Source organism: Nocardia sp. NBC_00511 (assembly GCF_045161165.1).
Lineage (GTDB): Bacteria > Actinomycetota > Actinomycetes > Mycobacteriales > Mycobacteriaceae > Nocardia.
In genome coordinates, this window is the sequence record NZ_CP107849.1 from 3,093,084 (window position 1) to 3,108,783 (window position 15,700).

Annotated in this window: 15 protein-coding genes; 8 read left to right on the plus strand and 7 right to left on the minus strand. The window is 68.6% G+C overall.

Translation table 11 applies throughout. The features are described from left to right. The first annotated feature begins 131 nt into the window (after positions 1-131). The 5 genes from OG300_RS14665 to OG300_RS14685 all read left to right on the plus strand — a co-directional run bounded on the left by OG300_RS14665 (position 132) and on the right by OG300_RS14685 (position 6,951). A complete protein-coding gene (locus OG300_RS14665; protein WP_405496152.1) occupies positions 132-1,580 on the plus strand; it encodes an NAD(P)/FAD-dependent oxidoreductase in 1,449 nt (482 codons plus the stop codon). Positions 1,581-1,700: 120 nt separating this feature from the next. Next, positions 1,701-2,681 (plus strand): hypothetical protein, encoded by a 981-nt coding sequence (locus OG300_RS14670; protein WP_405496154.1) that lies wholly within the window; start codon positions 1,701-1,703, stop codon positions 2,679-2,681. 234 nt (positions 2,682-2,915) lie between these two features. Next, entirely contained in the window at positions 2,916-3,695 is a 780-nt protein-coding gene (locus OG300_RS14675; RefSeq protein WP_405496156.1) for a hypothetical protein, read from the plus strand. Positions 3,696-3,855: 160 nt separating this feature from the next. Beyond that, positions 3,856-5,535 carry an APC family permease gene (locus OG300_RS14680; RefSeq protein ID WP_405496158.1) on the plus strand — a complete coding sequence of 560 codons (1,680 nt, stop codon included), beginning with the start codon at positions 3,856-3,858 and terminating at the stop codon, positions 5,533-5,535. A 33-nt stretch (positions 5,536-5,568) separates the two neighbouring features. Further along, positions 5,569-6,951: an L-serine ammonia-lyase gene (locus OG300_RS14685; RefSeq protein WP_405496160.1), complete on the plus strand. Its 1,383-nt coding sequence runs from the start codon at positions 5,569-5,571 to the stop codon at positions 6,949-6,951. Between the two features lie 24 nt (positions 6,952-6,975). Here OG300_RS14685 and OG300_RS14690 read toward each other — a convergent pair whose 3' ends face one another. The 3 genes from OG300_RS14690 to OG300_RS14700 all read right to left on the minus strand — a co-directional run bounded on the left by OG300_RS14690 (position 6,976) and on the right by OG300_RS14700 (position 9,086). Then, positions 6,976-7,638: an urease accessory protein UreD gene (locus OG300_RS14690; RefSeq protein WP_405496162.1), complete on the minus strand. Its 663-nt coding sequence runs from the start codon at positions 7,636-7,638 to the stop codon at positions 6,976-6,978. A gap of 17 nt (positions 7,639-7,655) precedes the next feature. Next, complete coding sequence (gene ureG, locus OG300_RS14695) at positions 7,656-8,369, minus strand: urease accessory protein UreG (protein ID WP_405496164.1); 714 nt, start codon at positions 8,367-8,369, stop codon at positions 7,656-7,658. An 84-nt stretch (positions 8,370-8,453) separates the two neighbouring features. Continuing rightward, positions 8,454-9,086, minus strand: coding sequence for an urease accessory protein UreF (locus OG300_RS14700; protein ID WP_405496166.1), 633 nt, complete (start codon positions 9,084-9,086; stop codon positions 8,454-8,456). A 211-nt stretch (positions 9,087-9,297) separates the two neighbouring features. Between OG300_RS14700 and OG300_RS14705 the strand changes: the two genes are divergently transcribed. Further along, positions 9,298-10,275, plus strand: coding sequence for a zinc-binding dehydrogenase (locus tag OG300_RS14705; protein WP_405496168.1), 978 nt, complete (start codon positions 9,298-9,300; stop codon positions 10,273-10,275). Here the strand turns inward: OG300_RS14705 and OG300_RS14710 are convergent. Next, positions 10,264-11,163, minus strand: coding sequence for an SDR family NAD(P)-dependent oxidoreductase (locus tag OG300_RS14710; RefSeq protein ID WP_405496170.1), 900 nt, complete (start codon positions 11,161-11,163; stop codon positions 10,264-10,266). The two genes, OG300_RS14705 and OG300_RS14710, sit on opposite strands and share 12 nt — an antisense overlap. 118 nt (positions 11,164-11,281) lie before the next feature. Here OG300_RS14710 and OG300_RS14715 point away from each other — a divergent pair, with 118 nt between their 5' ends. After that, complete coding sequence (locus tag OG300_RS14715; RefSeq protein WP_405496172.1) at positions 11,282-12,358, plus strand: hypothetical protein; 1,077 nt, start codon at positions 11,282-11,284, stop codon at positions 12,356-12,358. 11 nt (positions 12,359-12,369) lie between these two features. Here the strand turns inward: OG300_RS14715 and OG300_RS14720 are convergent, their stop codons facing one another. Further along, the gene (locus OG300_RS14720; protein WP_405496174.1) at positions 12,370-13,869 is read right to left on the minus strand and encodes an MFS transporter; all 1,500 of its coding nucleotides are present in this window, start codon (positions 13,867-13,869) and stop codon (positions 12,370-12,372) included. A 128-nt stretch (positions 13,870-13,997) separates the two neighbouring features. Between OG300_RS14720 and OG300_RS14725 the strand changes: the two genes are divergently transcribed. Then, positions 13,998-14,666 (plus strand): TetR/AcrR family transcriptional regulator, encoded by a 669-nt coding sequence (locus tag OG300_RS14725; protein ID WP_405496176.1) that lies wholly within the window; start codon positions 13,998-14,000, stop codon positions 14,664-14,666. A gap of 164 nt (positions 14,667-14,830) precedes the next feature. Here the strand turns inward: OG300_RS14725 and OG300_RS14730 are convergent, their stop codons facing one another. Continuing rightward, on the minus strand, positions 14,831-15,241 hold the full coding sequence (locus OG300_RS14730; protein WP_405496177.1) for a YchJ family protein: 411 nt from the start codon (positions 15,239-15,241) through the stop codon (positions 14,831-14,833). 4 nt (positions 15,242-15,245) lie between these two features. Further along, a complete protein-coding gene (locus tag OG300_RS14735) occupies positions 15,246-15,650 on the minus strand; it encodes a nuclear transport factor 2 family protein (protein ID WP_405496178.1) in 405 nt (134 codons plus the stop codon). Positions 15,651-15,700: the final 50 nt, after the last annotated feature.

The window sequence follows — 15,700 nt, forward strand, 5'->3', positions numbered from 1 at the left end:
CTTGTATTTTCAAGGTGGTTGCCCGAAAGGTCGGATTCAGTCCGTCCCGGATTGGTCGTCGCACCTCACGCCGTACTACCGTGATGCGTGAGTTGTCGTAGTTTCACCGTCTGGCGAGGAGCAGGACCAAGATGAACGCCGAGAATTCCGTCGCACAGCGCCATCGGGTGGTGGTGATCGGTTCCGGTTTCGGTGGACTGTTCGCCTGCAAGCACCTGCGCAGGGCCGACGTCGACATCACCCTCATCTCCAAGACCTCCACCCACCTGTTCCAGCCGCTGCTGTACCAGGTGGCCACCGGCATCCTGTCCGTCGGCGAGATCGCCCCCGCCACCCGCATCGTGCTGCGCAAACAGCAGAACGTGCGGGTCATCATGGGCGACGTCGACGATATCGACGTCGAGGGCGGCACCGTCACCTCACGACTGCTCAACCAGGACTACGTCACCCCGTTCGACAGCCTCATCGTGGCCGCGGGCGCACAGCAGTCCTACTTCGGCAACGACCACTTCGCCACCTACGCGCCCGGCATGAAGACCATCGACGACGCCCTCGAACTGCGCGCCCGCATCCTGGGCTCCTTCGAAGAGGCCGAGCTGGCCTCCGATCAGGAGACCCGCGACCGGTTCATGACCTTCTGCGTGGTCGGCGCGGGACCCACCGGCGTCGAATTGGCCGGGCAGATCGCCGAACTCGCCGACCGCACCCTCGACGGCACCTTCCGCAATATCGACACCCGCGACGCCCGGGTCATCCTCATCGAGGGCGCGGGCGCGGTGCTCGCGCCGATGGGACCCAAGCTCGGCAAGAAGGCGCAGCAGCGGCTCGAGAAGATGGGCGTGGAGATCCAGCTCAACGCCATCGTCACCAATGTGGACGCGCGCGGCGTCACCGTGAAGGACCCCGACGGCACCGAGCGCCGCATCGAATCCGCCTGCAAGGTCTGGTCGGCCGGTGTGCAGGCCAGCGGGCTGGGCAAGATCCTCGCCGAGAAGTCCAAGGGCACCGAGGTGGACCGGGCCGGGCGCGTCATCGTCGAACCCGACCTCACCATCAAGGGCTACCCGAACATCTTCGTGATCGGCGACCTGATGTCGGTGCCGGGCGTGCCCGGACAGGCACAGGGCGCGATCCAGGGCGGCACCTACGCCGCCAAGGCCATCAAAGCTGAAGTGGCACACAAGCAGACGCCCGATCAGCGGCAGCCGTTCAAGTACTTCGACAAGGGCTCGATGGCCACGGTGTCGCGGTTCAACGCGGTCTGCCAGGTCGGCAAGCTGGAGTTCAGCGGGTTCTTCGCCTGGCTGGCCTGGCTGGGCCTGCACCTGTGGTACCTGGTCGGCTTCCGCAGCCGATTCGTCACGGTGCTGGAATGGATGATCTCGTTCCTGGGCCGCCACCGCGGCCAGATGGCGGCCACCGAACAGTGGGTGTTCGCGCGACTCGCGCTCGAGGCGCTCGACAATCCGGACGAGGCGCGCCAGCTCGCCAAGCAGATCGGCACCGAATCCTCTTCGGGCAATGGCAAATCCGTGGCGAATGCCGAACCAGGCGGTTCCACCGGTCAGCGCGCGGGCTGAGCGGTTCCAGACCACGAGGTCCCGACAGGGGCCTGACCGGGCTGCAGCCCCGACCAATCCGGCACACCGACCGGATCCGAATGTTCGACGTCCGTTGAATATTCGCGAGAAAGGTCATTCATGGGCAAACGCCAACCGGTCGATTCGATTTCCGAGTCGACCGCGGTCACACGGCGGCGGCGCCTCGGCTCCCTGGCAGTAGCCGGAGCACTGCCGCTGGTCGCCGCGATCGTGACGGCCGGGTCCGCCGCGGCGGATCCCGCCACCGCGGACGACCAGCCCGCCGTGGTCGACAACCAGCCCGCCACCGCGGGCGACCAGCCCGGCACCGACGCGGCGCCGGGCGTCTCCGTCGACACCCCCTTCGGCAAGCTCTCGGTGCCGATGCCGCAGGGCATGAACAACCCGGTGCACACCTACCTCAGCGCCACCGAGGCCGAGATCGCACCGGATGCCGGTGCGCTGACGCCGGATTCGGTGCCCGCGCCCGTGATCCGGGTCGGCCGCAACTCCGTCACCGGCGTGCGGGACATCCCGAACGCGCCGCTGGCCGCGGTCGACGCGCAGAAGCTGCACCAGCCCAACCCGCTGTCGGCTCCCGAGGTTGCGCCCATCGCCGCACCCGAGGGCAAGCTGCGCTTCGGCGACACCCAGATCGACATTCCGTCGTTCCTGACGCCGGAGCAGGCCGCCACGGTCAACGCTCTGTCCGCGGGCGCGGAAGCCGAACTGGCCCGCACCTACGACTCGGCCGGCTTCGAGCCGAGCCGTTCGGACCGGATGGCCGCGCAGACCGTGGGCACCGCGGCCGTGGGTGCGGCCGTCGGCGTCGGCGTCGCGGCTCCGCTCGAGGTGGCCGGGATGGCACTGGGCGGCTTCGCGGGCGCGATGGCGGGTACGCCGTTCGCTCCGGCGGGCTGGGTCTTCGGACCGGCCATCGGGGCCACCGCGGCCGCGAGCATCATCGGGGTTCCGGCCGCGACGGTGGGCGCGGGCATCGGCGCGGTCGTCGGCGCGGTGCAGGGCTACATGGCTCCGGCCACGCCGGGCGCACCGGCCGATACCGCGGCCCCGGCCGACAGCGCGGCTGTCGCCGGGTAGCAATTCCTCAGTACCGCTTCATGAATCGAGGCCGGAATCCCTTCATCAGGGATTCCGGCCTCGATTGCATTCCGGCACAAGATCACCCGTTCATTACCCGCCAGTTGGCTAATCATCCGCAACCATAACGGTTTTCGGGACGTCCGATTCGCCACCAATCCAGGCGACCGGCGGGTTCGAATTGCGGTGGTCCATGTTCCGCTGATGCTCTGTCATTGAACAGAAAGGTCTTGCATGGCCGCAGGTAAGCACCGCGCCCTCAACCCCCACCGCACCAAGGTAGGCAATGTGGTGGCGGCAGGAGCGGTACCACTAGTCCTGGCGATCGTCGGGTCCGGTAACGCGAATGCCACACCGGTGGAGGCCAATTCGGTCACCCAGCACGACGACGCCCCCCGGGCGCAGTGGCCGGCCGCCGACTCGCCCAACGTGTCGCCCTATGAGGGGCTGCACATTCCGGGCGACACCAAGAGCTCGCTCCAGTGGTCGCGTCAGGCCCCGGACAAGAGCTATCTGGCACCCGTCGGCGGGCTGCACGCGCCCGTCCCGGTGCCCGCGGTTCCGCCGATCGCCCCGCCCGCCGGCATGTTCCGGTTCGGCGATGTGCAGGTGCCCGCACCCGACTGGATCGACAAGGAACAGGCGATCCAGATCAACGACCAGTCCGCGCAGACCGAGGCGAACCTCGCCACGTTCCTGGACTCGATCGGCATGGAGCGCAGCCGCTCCGACCGGATCGCCGGACAGACCGTCGGCACCGCGGCCATGGGCGCGGTGGCGGGCGCCGCCGCGGCGATGCCCATCGAGCTCACCTCCGCCGCCGTCGGCGGCGTGCTGGGCCTGGTGGTCGGCGCCGGATTCGTTCCGGTCGGCCTGGTTGCCGGTCCGGCGCTGGGCGCGGCATTCGGCGCCGGAGTCATCGCGGTTCCGGCGGCGGCGGCAGGCGCCGCGGCGGGTGCGGTGGTCGGCGCGATCAACAGCTTCAACGCTCCGCCCCGCGTCGTCGGCGACTGATAGTTTCGCCACTCGACACTGCTCGACCACGGTGGGAACCGGCGGTGAGGTTCGGTTCCCACCGTGCAGCTGTGATGTGAACTACCAAGTGCGACAGTCGTGTATGAATGAGGACATTTGTCCGTTCAAGGTCAAGACTTGGTAAATTATCGTCAGTTGCATGGACGTAACTGCGGCGAACAAAAAGGGGCTCAGCCTCTTTGCCCTGATCATGATTGGCATCGGCTCGATCTTCGGATCGGGGTGGCTGTTCGGAGCCGGGCGAGCAGCCCAGGTCGCCGGACCCGCCGCACTGGTCGCCTGGGTGATCGGCGCCGTATTCATAGGCATGATCGCCATGTCGTATGCCGAAGTCGGAGCGGCCTATCCGCTCCCCGGCTCCATGGCGAGATTCGGCTCCATCTCCCACGGCCCCGTACTCGGCTTCATCACCGGCTGGGCGGTCTGGATCGCCATCGCGGCACTGATTCCCATCGAATCCATCGCGGGCACCCAGTACATGGCCTCCTGGAACTTCGACTGGGCGCGCGGACTGATGTCCGGCGACTCCCTCTCGACCACCGGTATGGCGATGGCACTGTTGCTGACCTTCGCGCTCTGGCTGGCCTGCTACTGGTCGATCGGCATGCTCGCCAAAGCCAACAACCTGCTGACACTGGTGAAGTTCGCGATCCCCGTGCTCGCGGTCATCGCGCTGGTCGCGTCGGGCTTCCACACCTCCAACTTCACCCAACACGGCGGCTTCGCGCCCTACGGCTGGTCCGCGGTGCTCACCGCCGTCACCACCTGCGGTGTCGTGTTCGCCTTCAACGGTTTTCAGGCCGTCGTGAATCTCGGTGGCGCGGCGAAGAATCCGGGCCGGGCCATCCCGATCGCCCTGGTCGGCGCGCTGTCCATCGGACTGGTGCTCTACCTGGCATTGCAGACCGCGTTCCTGGGCTCGGTGCCCGCCGAGAAGCTCGCCGAGGCCGGTTGGCACGGCGTCGACATGACCTCGCCGTTCGCCGACCTCGCCAAGATGCTCATGCTGTTCTGGGTCGTGGTGATGCTGCAGTTCGGCGCGTTCATCTCGCCGCTCGGCGCGAATATCGGCAACGTCGCCTCCGCGTCGTTCATGGCGCAGAACCTCGCCGCCACCGGCTTCTTCCCCAAGAAGCTGCGCGAGACCCACCCGAAGTACGGCACCGCTCGTCCGGCCATGTGGCTGAACCTGGCGTTCTCCGTGCTGCTGCTGGTCACTGTCGGCCACAGCTGGGAAGCCCTCGCCAGCGTGGTGTCGGCGGCCATGGTGGTGTCCTACCTGATCGGCCCCATCGCGGTCGGCGTCTTCCGGATCACCAAACCCGAACTGCCGCGGCCGTTCCGGCTGCCCGCCGCGAAGATCCTGTGCCCCATCACCTTCGCCTTCGCCGCCTGCGCACTGTACTGGTCCAAGTGGCCCGACACCGGCAAGGTCGCCCTGCTGACCCTGGTCTCGGTGCCGATCGCGGTGCTGGTGCTGTGGCGCAAGGGTGAGCAGAACCTGCTGCGGCAGCTCGCCCCGGCCTGGTGGATGATCACCTTCCTGCTGTGGATGTCGGTCCTGTCCGCGCTGGGCTCCAGCGAATTCGGTGGCCACAACGTGATTCCCGGCGGCATCGACATCGCCATCGTGGCGGTCTCGGCGATCGGCTTCTACTTCTGGGCCGTCCGCTCCGGCGTCGCCGCCCACAATGCCGGACTGCCCGGACCCGATCCGGTGCTCGACCAGCCGGTGCAGCCGCTCGCCGACCTCGACGCCGAAACCGGTTCGGACACCACCGATACCGAACAGCCGGGCCGCACGCTCCAGCCCGCCTGACCCCAATCCACCTCCAGCCCAGAAGGTCCCATCATGGCCATCTCCGTCTTCGACTTCTTCTCCATCGGTATCGGCCCGTCCTCCTCCCACACGGTGGGCCCGATGCGTGCGGCACGAATCTTCGTGGGGCGCTTGAAAGAAGACGGCCTGCTGGCCCAGACCGGCTCGGTGCGCGCCGAACTCTTCGGCTCCCTCGGCGCCACCGGCCGCGGCCACGCCACCCCCAAGGCGGTGCTGCTCGGACTGGAAGGGCATTCGCCGCAGACCATCAACCCCGATATCGCCGACGTCGAGGTGGCTCGCATCCGGGAAACCGGACGGCTGCGGCTGCTCGGCACCGAGATCGGCGACATCCACGAGATCGCGTTCGACGAACCCAGCCAGCTGATCATGCACATGGGCAAGACGCTGCCGTACCACGCGAACGGCATGACGCTCTTGGCTTTCGACCATGAGGGCACGCTGCTGCTGGAGAAGACCTACTACTCGGTGGGTGGCGGGTTCGTGGTCGACAACGACGCCATCTGCGCCGATCCGGACAAGCTCGACAACACCATCCTCGCGTACCCGTTCCACACCGGCGCGGAACTGCTCGCCTTCGCCCGCGAGACCGGGCTGTCGATCTCCTCGCTGATGATGGAGAACGAAAAGGCCTGGCGCACCGAGGAAGAGATCCGCGCCGGACTGCTCGAGATCTGGGATGTCATGCGGGCCTGCATCACTCGCGGACTCGCCCAGGAGGGCATCCTGCCCGGCGGGCTACAGGTGCGCCGCCGCGCCGCGGGCTCCGCACGCCAACTGCGCGCCGAGGGCGATCCGATGATGCACCGCACCGAGTGGACCACCCTCTACGCGATGGCGGTCAACGAAGAGAACGCGGCGGGCGGGCGCGTGGTCACCGCACCGACCAACGGCGCGGCCGGAGTGCTGCCCGCGGTGCTGAGCCACTACGTGCACTTCGTGCCCGGCGCGGACGACGAGGGCGTGATCCGCTTCCTGCTCACCGCGGGCGCGATCGGCATGCTGTTCAAGGAGAACGCCTCGATCTCCGGCGCGGAGGTCGGCTGTCAGGGTGAGGTCGGTTCGGCCTGCTCGATGGCGGCGGGCGCGTTCGCCGAGGTCATCGGCGGGACCCCGGAACAGGTGGAGAACGCCGCCGAGATCGGCATGGAACACAACCTCGGGCTCACCTGCGATCCCGTCGGCGGGCTGGTGCAGATCCCGTGCATCGAACGCAACGGCATGGCCGCGGTCAAGGCCATCACGGCCGCCAAGCTGGCCATGCGCGGCGACGGCAGCCACAAGGTGTCGCTGGACAAGGTCATCAAGACCATGAAGGAAACCGGCGCGGACATGAGCGTCAAATACAAGGAGACCGCGCGCGGCGGGCTCGCGGTGAACATCACCGAGTGCTGACCGGGCGGTGACCCGACCCGGCACTCAGGCCATGAGCAGAGTGCCGGTACGGGTGTAGAGGGTGCCGCCGGAGGCGAGCGGCAAGCGGGCCGAATCCATGCCGGTGGATTCGGCCTTTCGCTCGTCGGGGTAGGTGAGCACCGATTCCAGAGCGCGCGGACCCGAGAGGCGATCATCGGTGACCGCGTCCGCACCGAGTTCGAGGCGATGCCGCAGCAGCGGGGTATCCCCCACGTCGGCGGTCAACTCGCCGCTCCACCAGCCGTGGTCCTCGCCGATGCGGCCGATCTGTACGCGCTCCCGAATCCGCAGGCGCGCACCGGGTTCCAGCGAAACGGTGGTGAGCGTGTCGTGTTCGGCTCCCCCGGCGACCACGGTCGGTTCCGGATCGAAGTCCAGTTCACCTCCAGCGGCGACCTCGAAGCGCCAGTGCGCGAACGATTTCCGGGTCTCACGGCCGGGCAGCGCGATGGTGGCCGCCACCGACCGCACCCGCAGGCACGCGCCCGCACCGACGCTGATCGTGATCTCCAGGGTGTCGCCGCCCAGAGGTGTTGCCGCCGTGCCGATCAGGTGCACGGTGTCGATCGCGTCGGCGGAGCTGGTGCGCCGCGCCGCCAGGCCGCCCACCGCGTGGATCTGCGGCAGGCGCCCGGCGGTCGCGGTGATTCGCAGTTCAGTGCGCACCGTGCGCCCCGGACAGGTCAGTGCGTGTGCGCAACGCCCGCTGCCGCATCGTGTTCGGCGGCGTGCGCCAGCTGTTCGCGCACCCAGGCCAGTACCGGCGTGGCGGCCGGATCCTCGGTCAGCGAGGTGAAGACGAACGGCCGTCCCTCGCGCACCTTGCTCGAATCCCGGTCCATCACCGACAGATCCGCGCCCACCATGGGTGCGAGGTCGGTCTTGTTGATGACCAGCAGGTCCGACCAGGTGACGCCCGGGCCGCCCTTGCGCGGCACCTTGTCGCCGCCCGCCACGTCGACCACGAAGATCTGCGCGTCGATGAGGCCGGAGGAGAAGGTGGCGGTGAGGTTGTCGCCGCCGGATTCGACCAGGATCAGGTCCAGGGGCGGGTTGGCCTCGATGAGATCGTCGATGGCGTCCAGGTTCGCGGTGATGTCGTCGCGAATGGCGGTGTGCGGGCAGCCGCCGGTCTGCACCGCGGTGATGCGTTCGTCCGCCAGCACGGCGTGCCGGCGCAGGAAGTCGGCGTCCTCGGTGGTGTAGATGTCGTTGGTCAGCACCGCGAGTGAGAGTTCGTCGCGCAGCTGCCGGCACAGGGCCGCGGTGAGCGCGGTCTTGCCGGAACCGACCGGTCCGCCGATGCCGATCCGCAGCGGCTCCCCCGGCGTGCGTTCCCGCTTGGGCCGGTCGTGGCTGTGATCGTGCGGTTCCCCGTCGATGAGGTGAGGTGGCATGTGTCGCTCTCCTTTCACCCCCATCCTTGCCCAGCCACGTAAACCCGGTGTTACCCGCCCCGCGACCTGCCGGTTACCCGGCGCTCAGGACGCGAACAGCGGCATTTCGCGGAGCGGATGGCGTTCGGCCAGCACATCCTGGAGTGGATCCGACAGGGCCGCCGGGCCTTTCGCGGCTTCGAGAGCGGTGGCGTCGCACACTGCGGCCAGGCGGATGGTGCAGGCGGCGACGGCGGCGGGGTCCAGGGCCAGCAGCCGCTGGGCGGCGGTCGCCGCACCGGTCATGGTGGTGTAGACGGTGACCGACGCGATGTCCTGCGGGGATGCCCCGCAAGACGTGCCGACCATGCCGAACACTGTTGAGAGATGCGGCCGGGGGCCCAGTACATGCCAATCCGCCTGCGGCCACACCTGTTTGGCGAGGCGCAGCAGTCCGCGCCCCTGCGCGCGGGAGGCGGCACGGGCGGCGGGTGACGGGGTTCGAGCATCGGCTTCGAGCTCCGCACGGGCTGGATCCAGCGCACCCGAACAGACCGCCGCCGCCAGCGACGCGGCGACCAGACCGGAGGTGCGCACGCGGCGGCGTAGATACAGCTCCACACTCGCCACATCGCGCAGCAGTCCGGAGGCGACGGCCTCCTCGACACCGCCGGAATGCACGTGGCCGCCGATGGGCAGCCGCGAGTCGGCGAGGGTGAGCAGCGTGGCCAGGCTCATCGGCGCACGTCCGGGTATCGCATCGCTGCATCCTAATCCGACGGCGGGCAACCCTTCGCGCCATGGACGGGCTGCCGCACCGGATCGGCGACCTGCGCCGGGGCGTCGATCGGCACGTGACCCTCGGCACGGTGCCGCTCACGCCTTGACCTGAACCAACGTTCAGGTTGCAGGCTGAAGCCCGAGATCGACTTCGTCCCGAGGAGCCACCGTGCACGCCGTCCGCCTTCACCAGTTCGGGCCCGCCGAGAATCTGCGCTACGAGGAGGTACCGGATCCGGTGCCCGGTCCCGGGCAGGTGCGCATCGCGGTGCGCGCCGCCGGGGTGCACCTGATCGACACCGTGCTGCGGCAAGGGGCGGCGGCCGGGCCGGCACCGCTGCCGGAGTTGCCGACGGTGCCCGGGCGCGAGGTCGCCGGGGTGGTGGATCTCGTCGGACCCGGTGTCGACGAATCCTGGCTCGGCCGTGCGGTTGTCGCGCACATCGGACAGGTGCCGGGCGGGTATGCCGAGCTCGCGGTGACCGAAGCCGAACGGCTGCATCCGATTCCGGACGGGCTCGATCCCGCGAGCGCCGTGGCGATGATCGGCACCGGCCGCACCGCGCTGGGCATCCTGGGTTTCGCCGACGTCTCCCCCACCACGGTGGCATTGGTCCCGTCAGCGGCGGGCGGGATCGGCACGTTGCTGGTCCAGCACCTGAAGAACGCGGGCGCGACGGTGATCGGACTGGCCGGAGGTGAGGCGAAGGTCGCGCAGGTCGCAGCAAATGGCGCGGACCTCGCTCTCGACTATCTGAATCCGGAGTGGCCCAAGGAGATCCGGGCCCGCTACGGCGAGCGGCCCGCGACCGTCCTGTTCGACGGCGTCGGCGGCGACATCGCACGGGCGGGGATCGAACTGCTCGCACCCGGCGGTATGCGGTTGATCTTCGGCTGGTCCGGCGGCCAGGTCGCGATCGACGAACAGGAACTGACCGATCGCGGCATCACCTCGCAGGTGGTGCTCGGCCCGCCCATGCTGCAACGCGGCGGCGGTCTGCGCGCGCTCGAGGAACGCGCTCTCGACGAGGCCGCGGCGGGCCGCCTGCGTCCGGCGGTGCGGTCCTTCCCGCTCGCGGAAGCCGCTGCCGCACACCGGGCCCTGGAGTCCCGGGCCACCAGCGGCAAGGTGGTGCTACTCCCCTGACGGTCGCCGGTAGCTGCGTTCCATGAACCGCTGGGCCGCGCCCCGGCGCAGATCCGACCATGCCTGCACCGGACCGGTCCACCACGGGGAGATCTCGCGCGGGCGCGACACCACCGCGTGGCAGATCAGGTCGGCGGCCTCCTCGGCGGTCAGGCCGGGGACGCCGGAGAAATCGGTGGGCGCGCTCATGCGGGTGTGCACCAGCGGCATGTAGACCGACGTGGTCGTCACCCCGTCTGCCGCGATCTCGGTGGCGACCGTGCGCAGCCAGATATCGAAGGCGCCCTTGGACGCTCCGTATGCCGCCCACCTCGGGGCGGGTGGCATGCGCAAACCCCAGGTGGAGATGTTGACGATGTGCCCGCAGCGGCGTTCGCGCATCCCGGGCAGCAGCGTCAGCAGCAGCCGTACCGGGCCCAGATAGTTGACGTCCATGGTGCGGGTGAAATCGTGGAAGCGGTCATAGGATTCGTCCAGTGGTCGACGAATCGAGCGGCCCGCGTTGTTGATCACCACGTCGACGCGGCCGTGCTCGGCCAGCAGCGCCTCACCCAGTTCGGCGACGGCATCGAATTCGGTGATGTCGGAGCGGTATACGTGCGCGATGCCGCCCGCCTCGCGAATATCGGCGGCGACCTGTTCGAGGTCCTCGAGGCTGCGTGCCACCAGCAGCAGGGTCGCACCCGCTGCGGCCAGCTTCTTGGCCGCCGCCTTGCCGATGCCGTGCGAAGCGCCCGTCACCAGCACCACGCTGCCGGAAACGGCGGCGCGCAGGTCTTTTTCACGCGGGCGGGAGGTGGGATAGAAGATCCTGGTCGCCACCCGTTCGGCGAACGGGCGACCGTTCGCGCCGGAGGTGCCATCGTTCGGAGCGTCGTGCTCGGTCACGCTTCGAGGGTAACCGCCTGACCGGTACGCGATCGAGGTCTGAGTGGAAATACGCTGGGCGAGAGGCGCTTCCCGCAGCAGGATGGGTGCGGTAGTCCGGGGGAAGGATCTCACTCACATGTCGTCACCTGCACCGCAGGCAAACTCGCACCCGCCGCAACAAGTTGCGCCGGAACCGGTCTCGCTCGGGATCTGGATCGCACGCGCGCTAGTTCTGGTGGTGTTCGTGCCGCCCCGGCTGCTGTGGGAGGCGATCACCCGCATCCCCGGCCTGATCGCCGCCGCCGCGCGCCTGGTCGTGAATCACCTGCTCAAGCCGGTCTCGATCCTGTTCCGCGATTGGGTGTATCGACCGGCCGTCAACTTCGTGCGCAACTATCTGTGGCACCTGGTCATCCAGCAACTGCTGTGGGGCATGGTGCTGACGCCGCTGGGCGCGTTCCTGCTGTCGTTCCTGCTGCGGCCGCTCCAGCACGCCGTGGAGGACTTCCTGTGGCGACGGGTGCTGAAACCCGGCATTCCCTGGGTTTTCGATCATCTGGTGATGCCGGTCGTGCGTGCGGTCGCGTGGCTGGTGATAACCATCGTGAAATGGGTCGTCGTACTGCCGATCTCGACCCTGTGGCTGCGCGTGCTCAAGCCCGGCGTTCCGTGGATCTGGAACCGGGCGGTGGTTCCGGCTGGGCAGGGCATCGTCCATCTCGTGAGCAGCGCGGTGAACCTGCTGATCACGCAACCGCTTTCGATGCTGTGGCGGCGGGTCGTGCAGCCCGGCGGTCATTGGGTACGGATCCGGGTCGTGGAGCCGGTGACGGCCTGGATGCTGCGCTGGGTACTGCGTCCCGCCGCGAGAGCGGCCGCCTGGACCGGCGAGGCGCTGCTGGCGACCGCGCGTTTCCTGGTGACCTGGCTGCTGATCTGGCCCGCGCGGCAATTCTGGCTCTGGGTGCTGCGCCCACTGCTCTACGGGCTGCTGATTACCGTCGTCTTCGGATGGAAGGTCGCGACCACGGTGGTCGGGGTCGTGGTGATCGAGCCGTGCAGGTGGTTCAACCGGGTTGCGCTGCAACCGTTGTTCGCGGCCATCGCCCGCGCCTGGCGGGCCCTCGCGGGCCCGGTGCGCTGGACATATCAGAAGGTGATCATGCCCTGGCGCGCGCGGGCCAGCGAGGTGTGGACCATGGTGTTCCGCTGAGCCGCAGGCGGTCAGTGCACCGATTCGGCCAGCGTCGCACCGGTTTTCGCGGTGCTGCCCGACTTGGCGAAGAACGCGACCACGGCCATCGCGGCCAGCAGCACCGCGCCGGTGGTGGTGGCCACGTGCATACCGGTCACGAACGACTCCCGGGCCGAGGCGATCACCGCCTGGTTGTCTCCGGCCTCGGCGAGAGTCTCGCCCAGGGTCGGTGCGAAGTCGCCGCGTGAGCGGAACACCAGTGCCGCCAGCGAACCCAGCAGCGCCAGCCCGAGCCCGTTGCCCAGTTCGAAACTGGTCTCGGAGATGCCGACTGCGGATCCGGCGCGCTCGGGCGGCACCGAGGACACCGCCACCTCCGACACCAGCGTGAACGCGATGCCGAAGCCCGCGCCCGCGACCACGGAACCGGCGATGTACCAGCCGATTCCGCCGTTCACGCCGACGCCGAGCAGCATCAGGTTGCCCGCCGAGGCCATGCTCAGCGCGAGCACGAAGGTGGATTTGGTACCGAGTCGACGCCCGACCTGCGCACCGCTCATCGAGCACAGGAACACCACGACCGCGCCCGGAATGCCCAGCAGCGCCGACTGCAAGGCGTCACGTCCGGTCACCGATTGCAGGTACATGCTGGTCAGGTAGCTCATTCCGGCCAGGGCCAGCATGCCGACGGTGCTCGACCCGATCGCCACCGAGAACAGTCCGCGCCGGAACAGGCTCAGATCCAGCAGGGGTTCGGCCAGTTGCCGCTGTCGGCGCACGAATGCCGTCAGCAGCAGCACACCGACCACGCCGATCCCCAGGGCGGGCAGGTCGAATCCTTCGGCCGCACAGCGCTTCACCGCGTACACCAGCGGCAGGATGCCGCCGATCGACAGCAGCACGCTCGGCCAATCCAGTGGCCCGCGTCCGGCATCGCGATGCTCGGGCAGCAGCAGCGGTCCGAAGACCAGCAGCACCAGCAGCACCGGCGCATTGATCAGGAACACCGAACCCCACCAGAAGTGGTGCAGCAGTACGCCGCCGATGACCGGGCCGACCGCCGACCCGCCCGCGAAGAACGCGGTCCACACGCCGATGGCGGTGGCCCGGGCGCGCACGTTCGGGAACAGCGTGGAGATCAGCGCCAGGCTGGAGGGCAGCAGGGTCGCGCCGCCGACGCCCATCAGCGCTCGCGCGGCGATCAGCACCCCGGCGCTCGGGGCGAACGCGGCCAGCGCCGACGCGATTCCGAAGATGCTCGCGCCGAACAGGAGAATATTGCGGCGGCCGATGCGGTCGCCGAGATTGCCCATGGTGATGAGCAGGCCCGCGATCATGAAGCCGTAGATGTCGAGGATCCACAGCTGCTGGGCGGCCGAGGGGTCCAGACTGTCGGTGAGGGTGGGCATCGCGAGGTAGAGCACCGACATATCCATCGACACCAGCAGGACCGGCAACAGCAGGACCGCCAAACCGGCCCACGCACGGCGCGGTGTCTTCGCGTCGGGACGCGCGAGGGTACTCGTCATGACCTATCCTTCGGGCTGATTCCGGGCGTAATGACCGGTGCTGACCAACAGAGTGCGCGCGTACACCGTACGCGCAATAGCGGGTACAGTGTACGCATTGGCGGCACAGGAAGGGAAGAATTCGTCCGATGACCGAGGCCAAGCTCACCAGGGCCGCCATCGTCGACACCGCGATCACCCTGGCCGACGAGTCCGGACTGGACGCTCTGTCCATGCGCCGCATCGCCGAGCGCATCGGCGCGGGCGCGATGTCGCTGTACCGGCACATCCCCAACAAGGACACCCTGCTCGCCGCCATGACCGACGAGGTCTCGCGCCGCAACCCGTATCCGCCCGCCGAAGGCCAGCACTGGACCTGGCGCGACCGGGTGCGCATCGCCGCCGAGGTGGATTGGCAGCTCTACCAGGAACATCCGTGGGTGCTGTTCACCTTCGCGGTGCCGCGCTACAACTTCGGCGAGCACAGCCTGCTGGTGCTGAGCTGGCTGGTGGAGGGGTTCGCCGAACTCGGCGTCGACACCCGCGAGGCCACCCGGATGTCGCTGTCGGTGTGGAGTTACATCGCCGGTGTCGCTCTGCAGCAGGTCAGCGCGCGACTGCTACAGAGCCGCGACAGCGAGGGCGAGGAACGCTCCGGACTGAGCGCGCTACTGGAAGGCGATCCACACTGGCCGCCGCCGCCCGCGCTGGCCGACCTGGTCGGCACCGGCAATTCGGCGCTGCTGCAACCAGAACACCTCCTCGACACCGGGCTCGCCGCCCTCTGCGACGGATTCGAAGCCCGCGCCGCCCGCTGACCTCGCCCGATCATGGAGTGGCGGGCCAGGATTCGCCCGCCCACTCAGCGGCTCCCGGCCGTGCGACGTCAGTTTTCTGCACGCTGCGCATTGTTGCGCGCACCGCACGGCGACATTCCGTGCGGACGTGCTCCTCATGACAAGGTCGGAGCGGGCGGAGCCGCTCAGTCGGCGATCACGCCGTCGAGGTAGACCCAGTGGCCGTGATCGCGGCGAAAGCGACTGTTCTCCTGCAGCACGCCCGCCGCGCCACGGGCGCGATAGTGGGCGCGGAATTCGACGGTGCCCTCGGTGTGGAACGGACCGCCGGCGGTCGCGCCGAGGATCTCGAGGCGCTCCCAGCGCATGGCCGGGTCGAATTCGACGTCGGCGGGCCGGGTTTCGGGGTCCCAGCTGTCGAGCAGGTAGGCCTCGTCGTTGACCGCGAAGGCGCTGAAGCGTGAGCGCATGAGCTGTTCGGCGGTCGTGGCCCGCGCCTGCCCCCGATGCAACCGGCCGCAGCAGTCCGCGTAGGTCGCGGGCAGGCCGCACGGGCAGGCCTGCGGTTCGGGTCGGGGGTTGCGGCGTTTCGACATGGGCTCAAGCGTAGAAGGAGCGTCCGCCGAGGCCGCCGGACACCGACCAGACCTCCACGATCAGGCCGTTCTCGGTGCGCAGGATGTCGGTGCCGCTGACGTCGGAGACGCCACCGCCGGGCAGTTCGATGCGCGCGCCGTAGGGCTGCGCGACCAGGCCGGTGTGGGTCTCGTCCATTTCGACCACGGCGATGCCCTGTGGCGAGAAGGTCAGGCCGCGGATCTGCTCGTGGAACGCATCGATCTGCGTCGCAAGGGCTTTCGGGTCGTGGATGTCGTCGTACACGGTCGCGCCGGGCTGGGCGTAGCGCAGGGTGAACTGCGGGGCCATGATCTCCTCGGCGGGCAGTTCACGGTTCCACAGGGCGGCCCAGCGCAGGTACAGGTCGATGCCGAATTCGCGCACCATCACTCCTAGACAGTCTCATTGATACGGTTTCGCTGAAATGAACGTATAGT

Bases quoted from the DNA above. Each gene is read 5' to 3' on its own strand.
- OG300_RS14665 (WP_405496152.1), top strand. From the start codon at position 132: ATGAACGCCGAGAATTCCGTCGCACAGCGCCATCGGGTGGTGGTGATC.
- OG300_RS14670 (WP_405496154.1), top strand. From the start codon at position 1,701: ATGGGCAAACGCCAACCGGTCGATTCGATTTCCGAGTCGACCGCGGTC.
- OG300_RS14675 (WP_405496156.1), top strand. From the start codon at position 2,916: ATGGCCGCAGGTAAGCACCGCGCCCTCAACCCCCACCGCACCAAGGTA.
- OG300_RS14680 (WP_405496158.1), top strand. From the start codon at position 3,856: ATGGACGTAACTGCGGCGAACAAAAAGGGGCTCAGCCTCTTTGCCCTG.
- OG300_RS14685 (WP_405496160.1), top strand. From the start codon at position 5,569: ATGGCCATCTCCGTCTTCGACTTCTTCTCCATCGGTATCGGCCCGTCC.
- ureG (WP_405496164.1), bottom strand. From the start codon at position 8,369: ATGCCACCTCACCTCATCGACGGGGAACCGCACGATCACAGCCACGAC.
- OG300_RS14700 (WP_405496166.1), bottom strand. From the start codon at position 9,086: ATGAGCCTGGCCACGCTGCTCACCCTCGCCGACTCGCGGCTGCCCATC.
- OG300_RS14715 (WP_405496172.1), top strand. From the start codon at position 11,282: ATGTCGTCACCTGCACCGCAGGCAAACTCGCACCCGCCGCAACAAGTT.
- OG300_RS14720 (WP_405496174.1), bottom strand. From the start codon at position 13,869: ATGACGAGTACCCTCGCGCGTCCCGACGCGAAGACACCGCGCCGTGCG.
- OG300_RS14725 (WP_405496176.1), top strand. From the start codon at position 13,998: ATGACCGAGGCCAAGCTCACCAGGGCCGCCATCGTCGACACCGCGATC.
- OG300_RS14730 (WP_405496177.1), bottom strand. From the start codon at position 15,241: ATGTCGAAACGCCGCAACCCCCGACCCGAACCGCAGGCCTGCCCGTGC.
- OG300_RS14735 (WP_405496178.1), bottom strand. From the start codon at position 15,650: ATGGTGCGCGAATTCGGCATCGACCTGTACCTGCGCTGGGCCGCCCTG.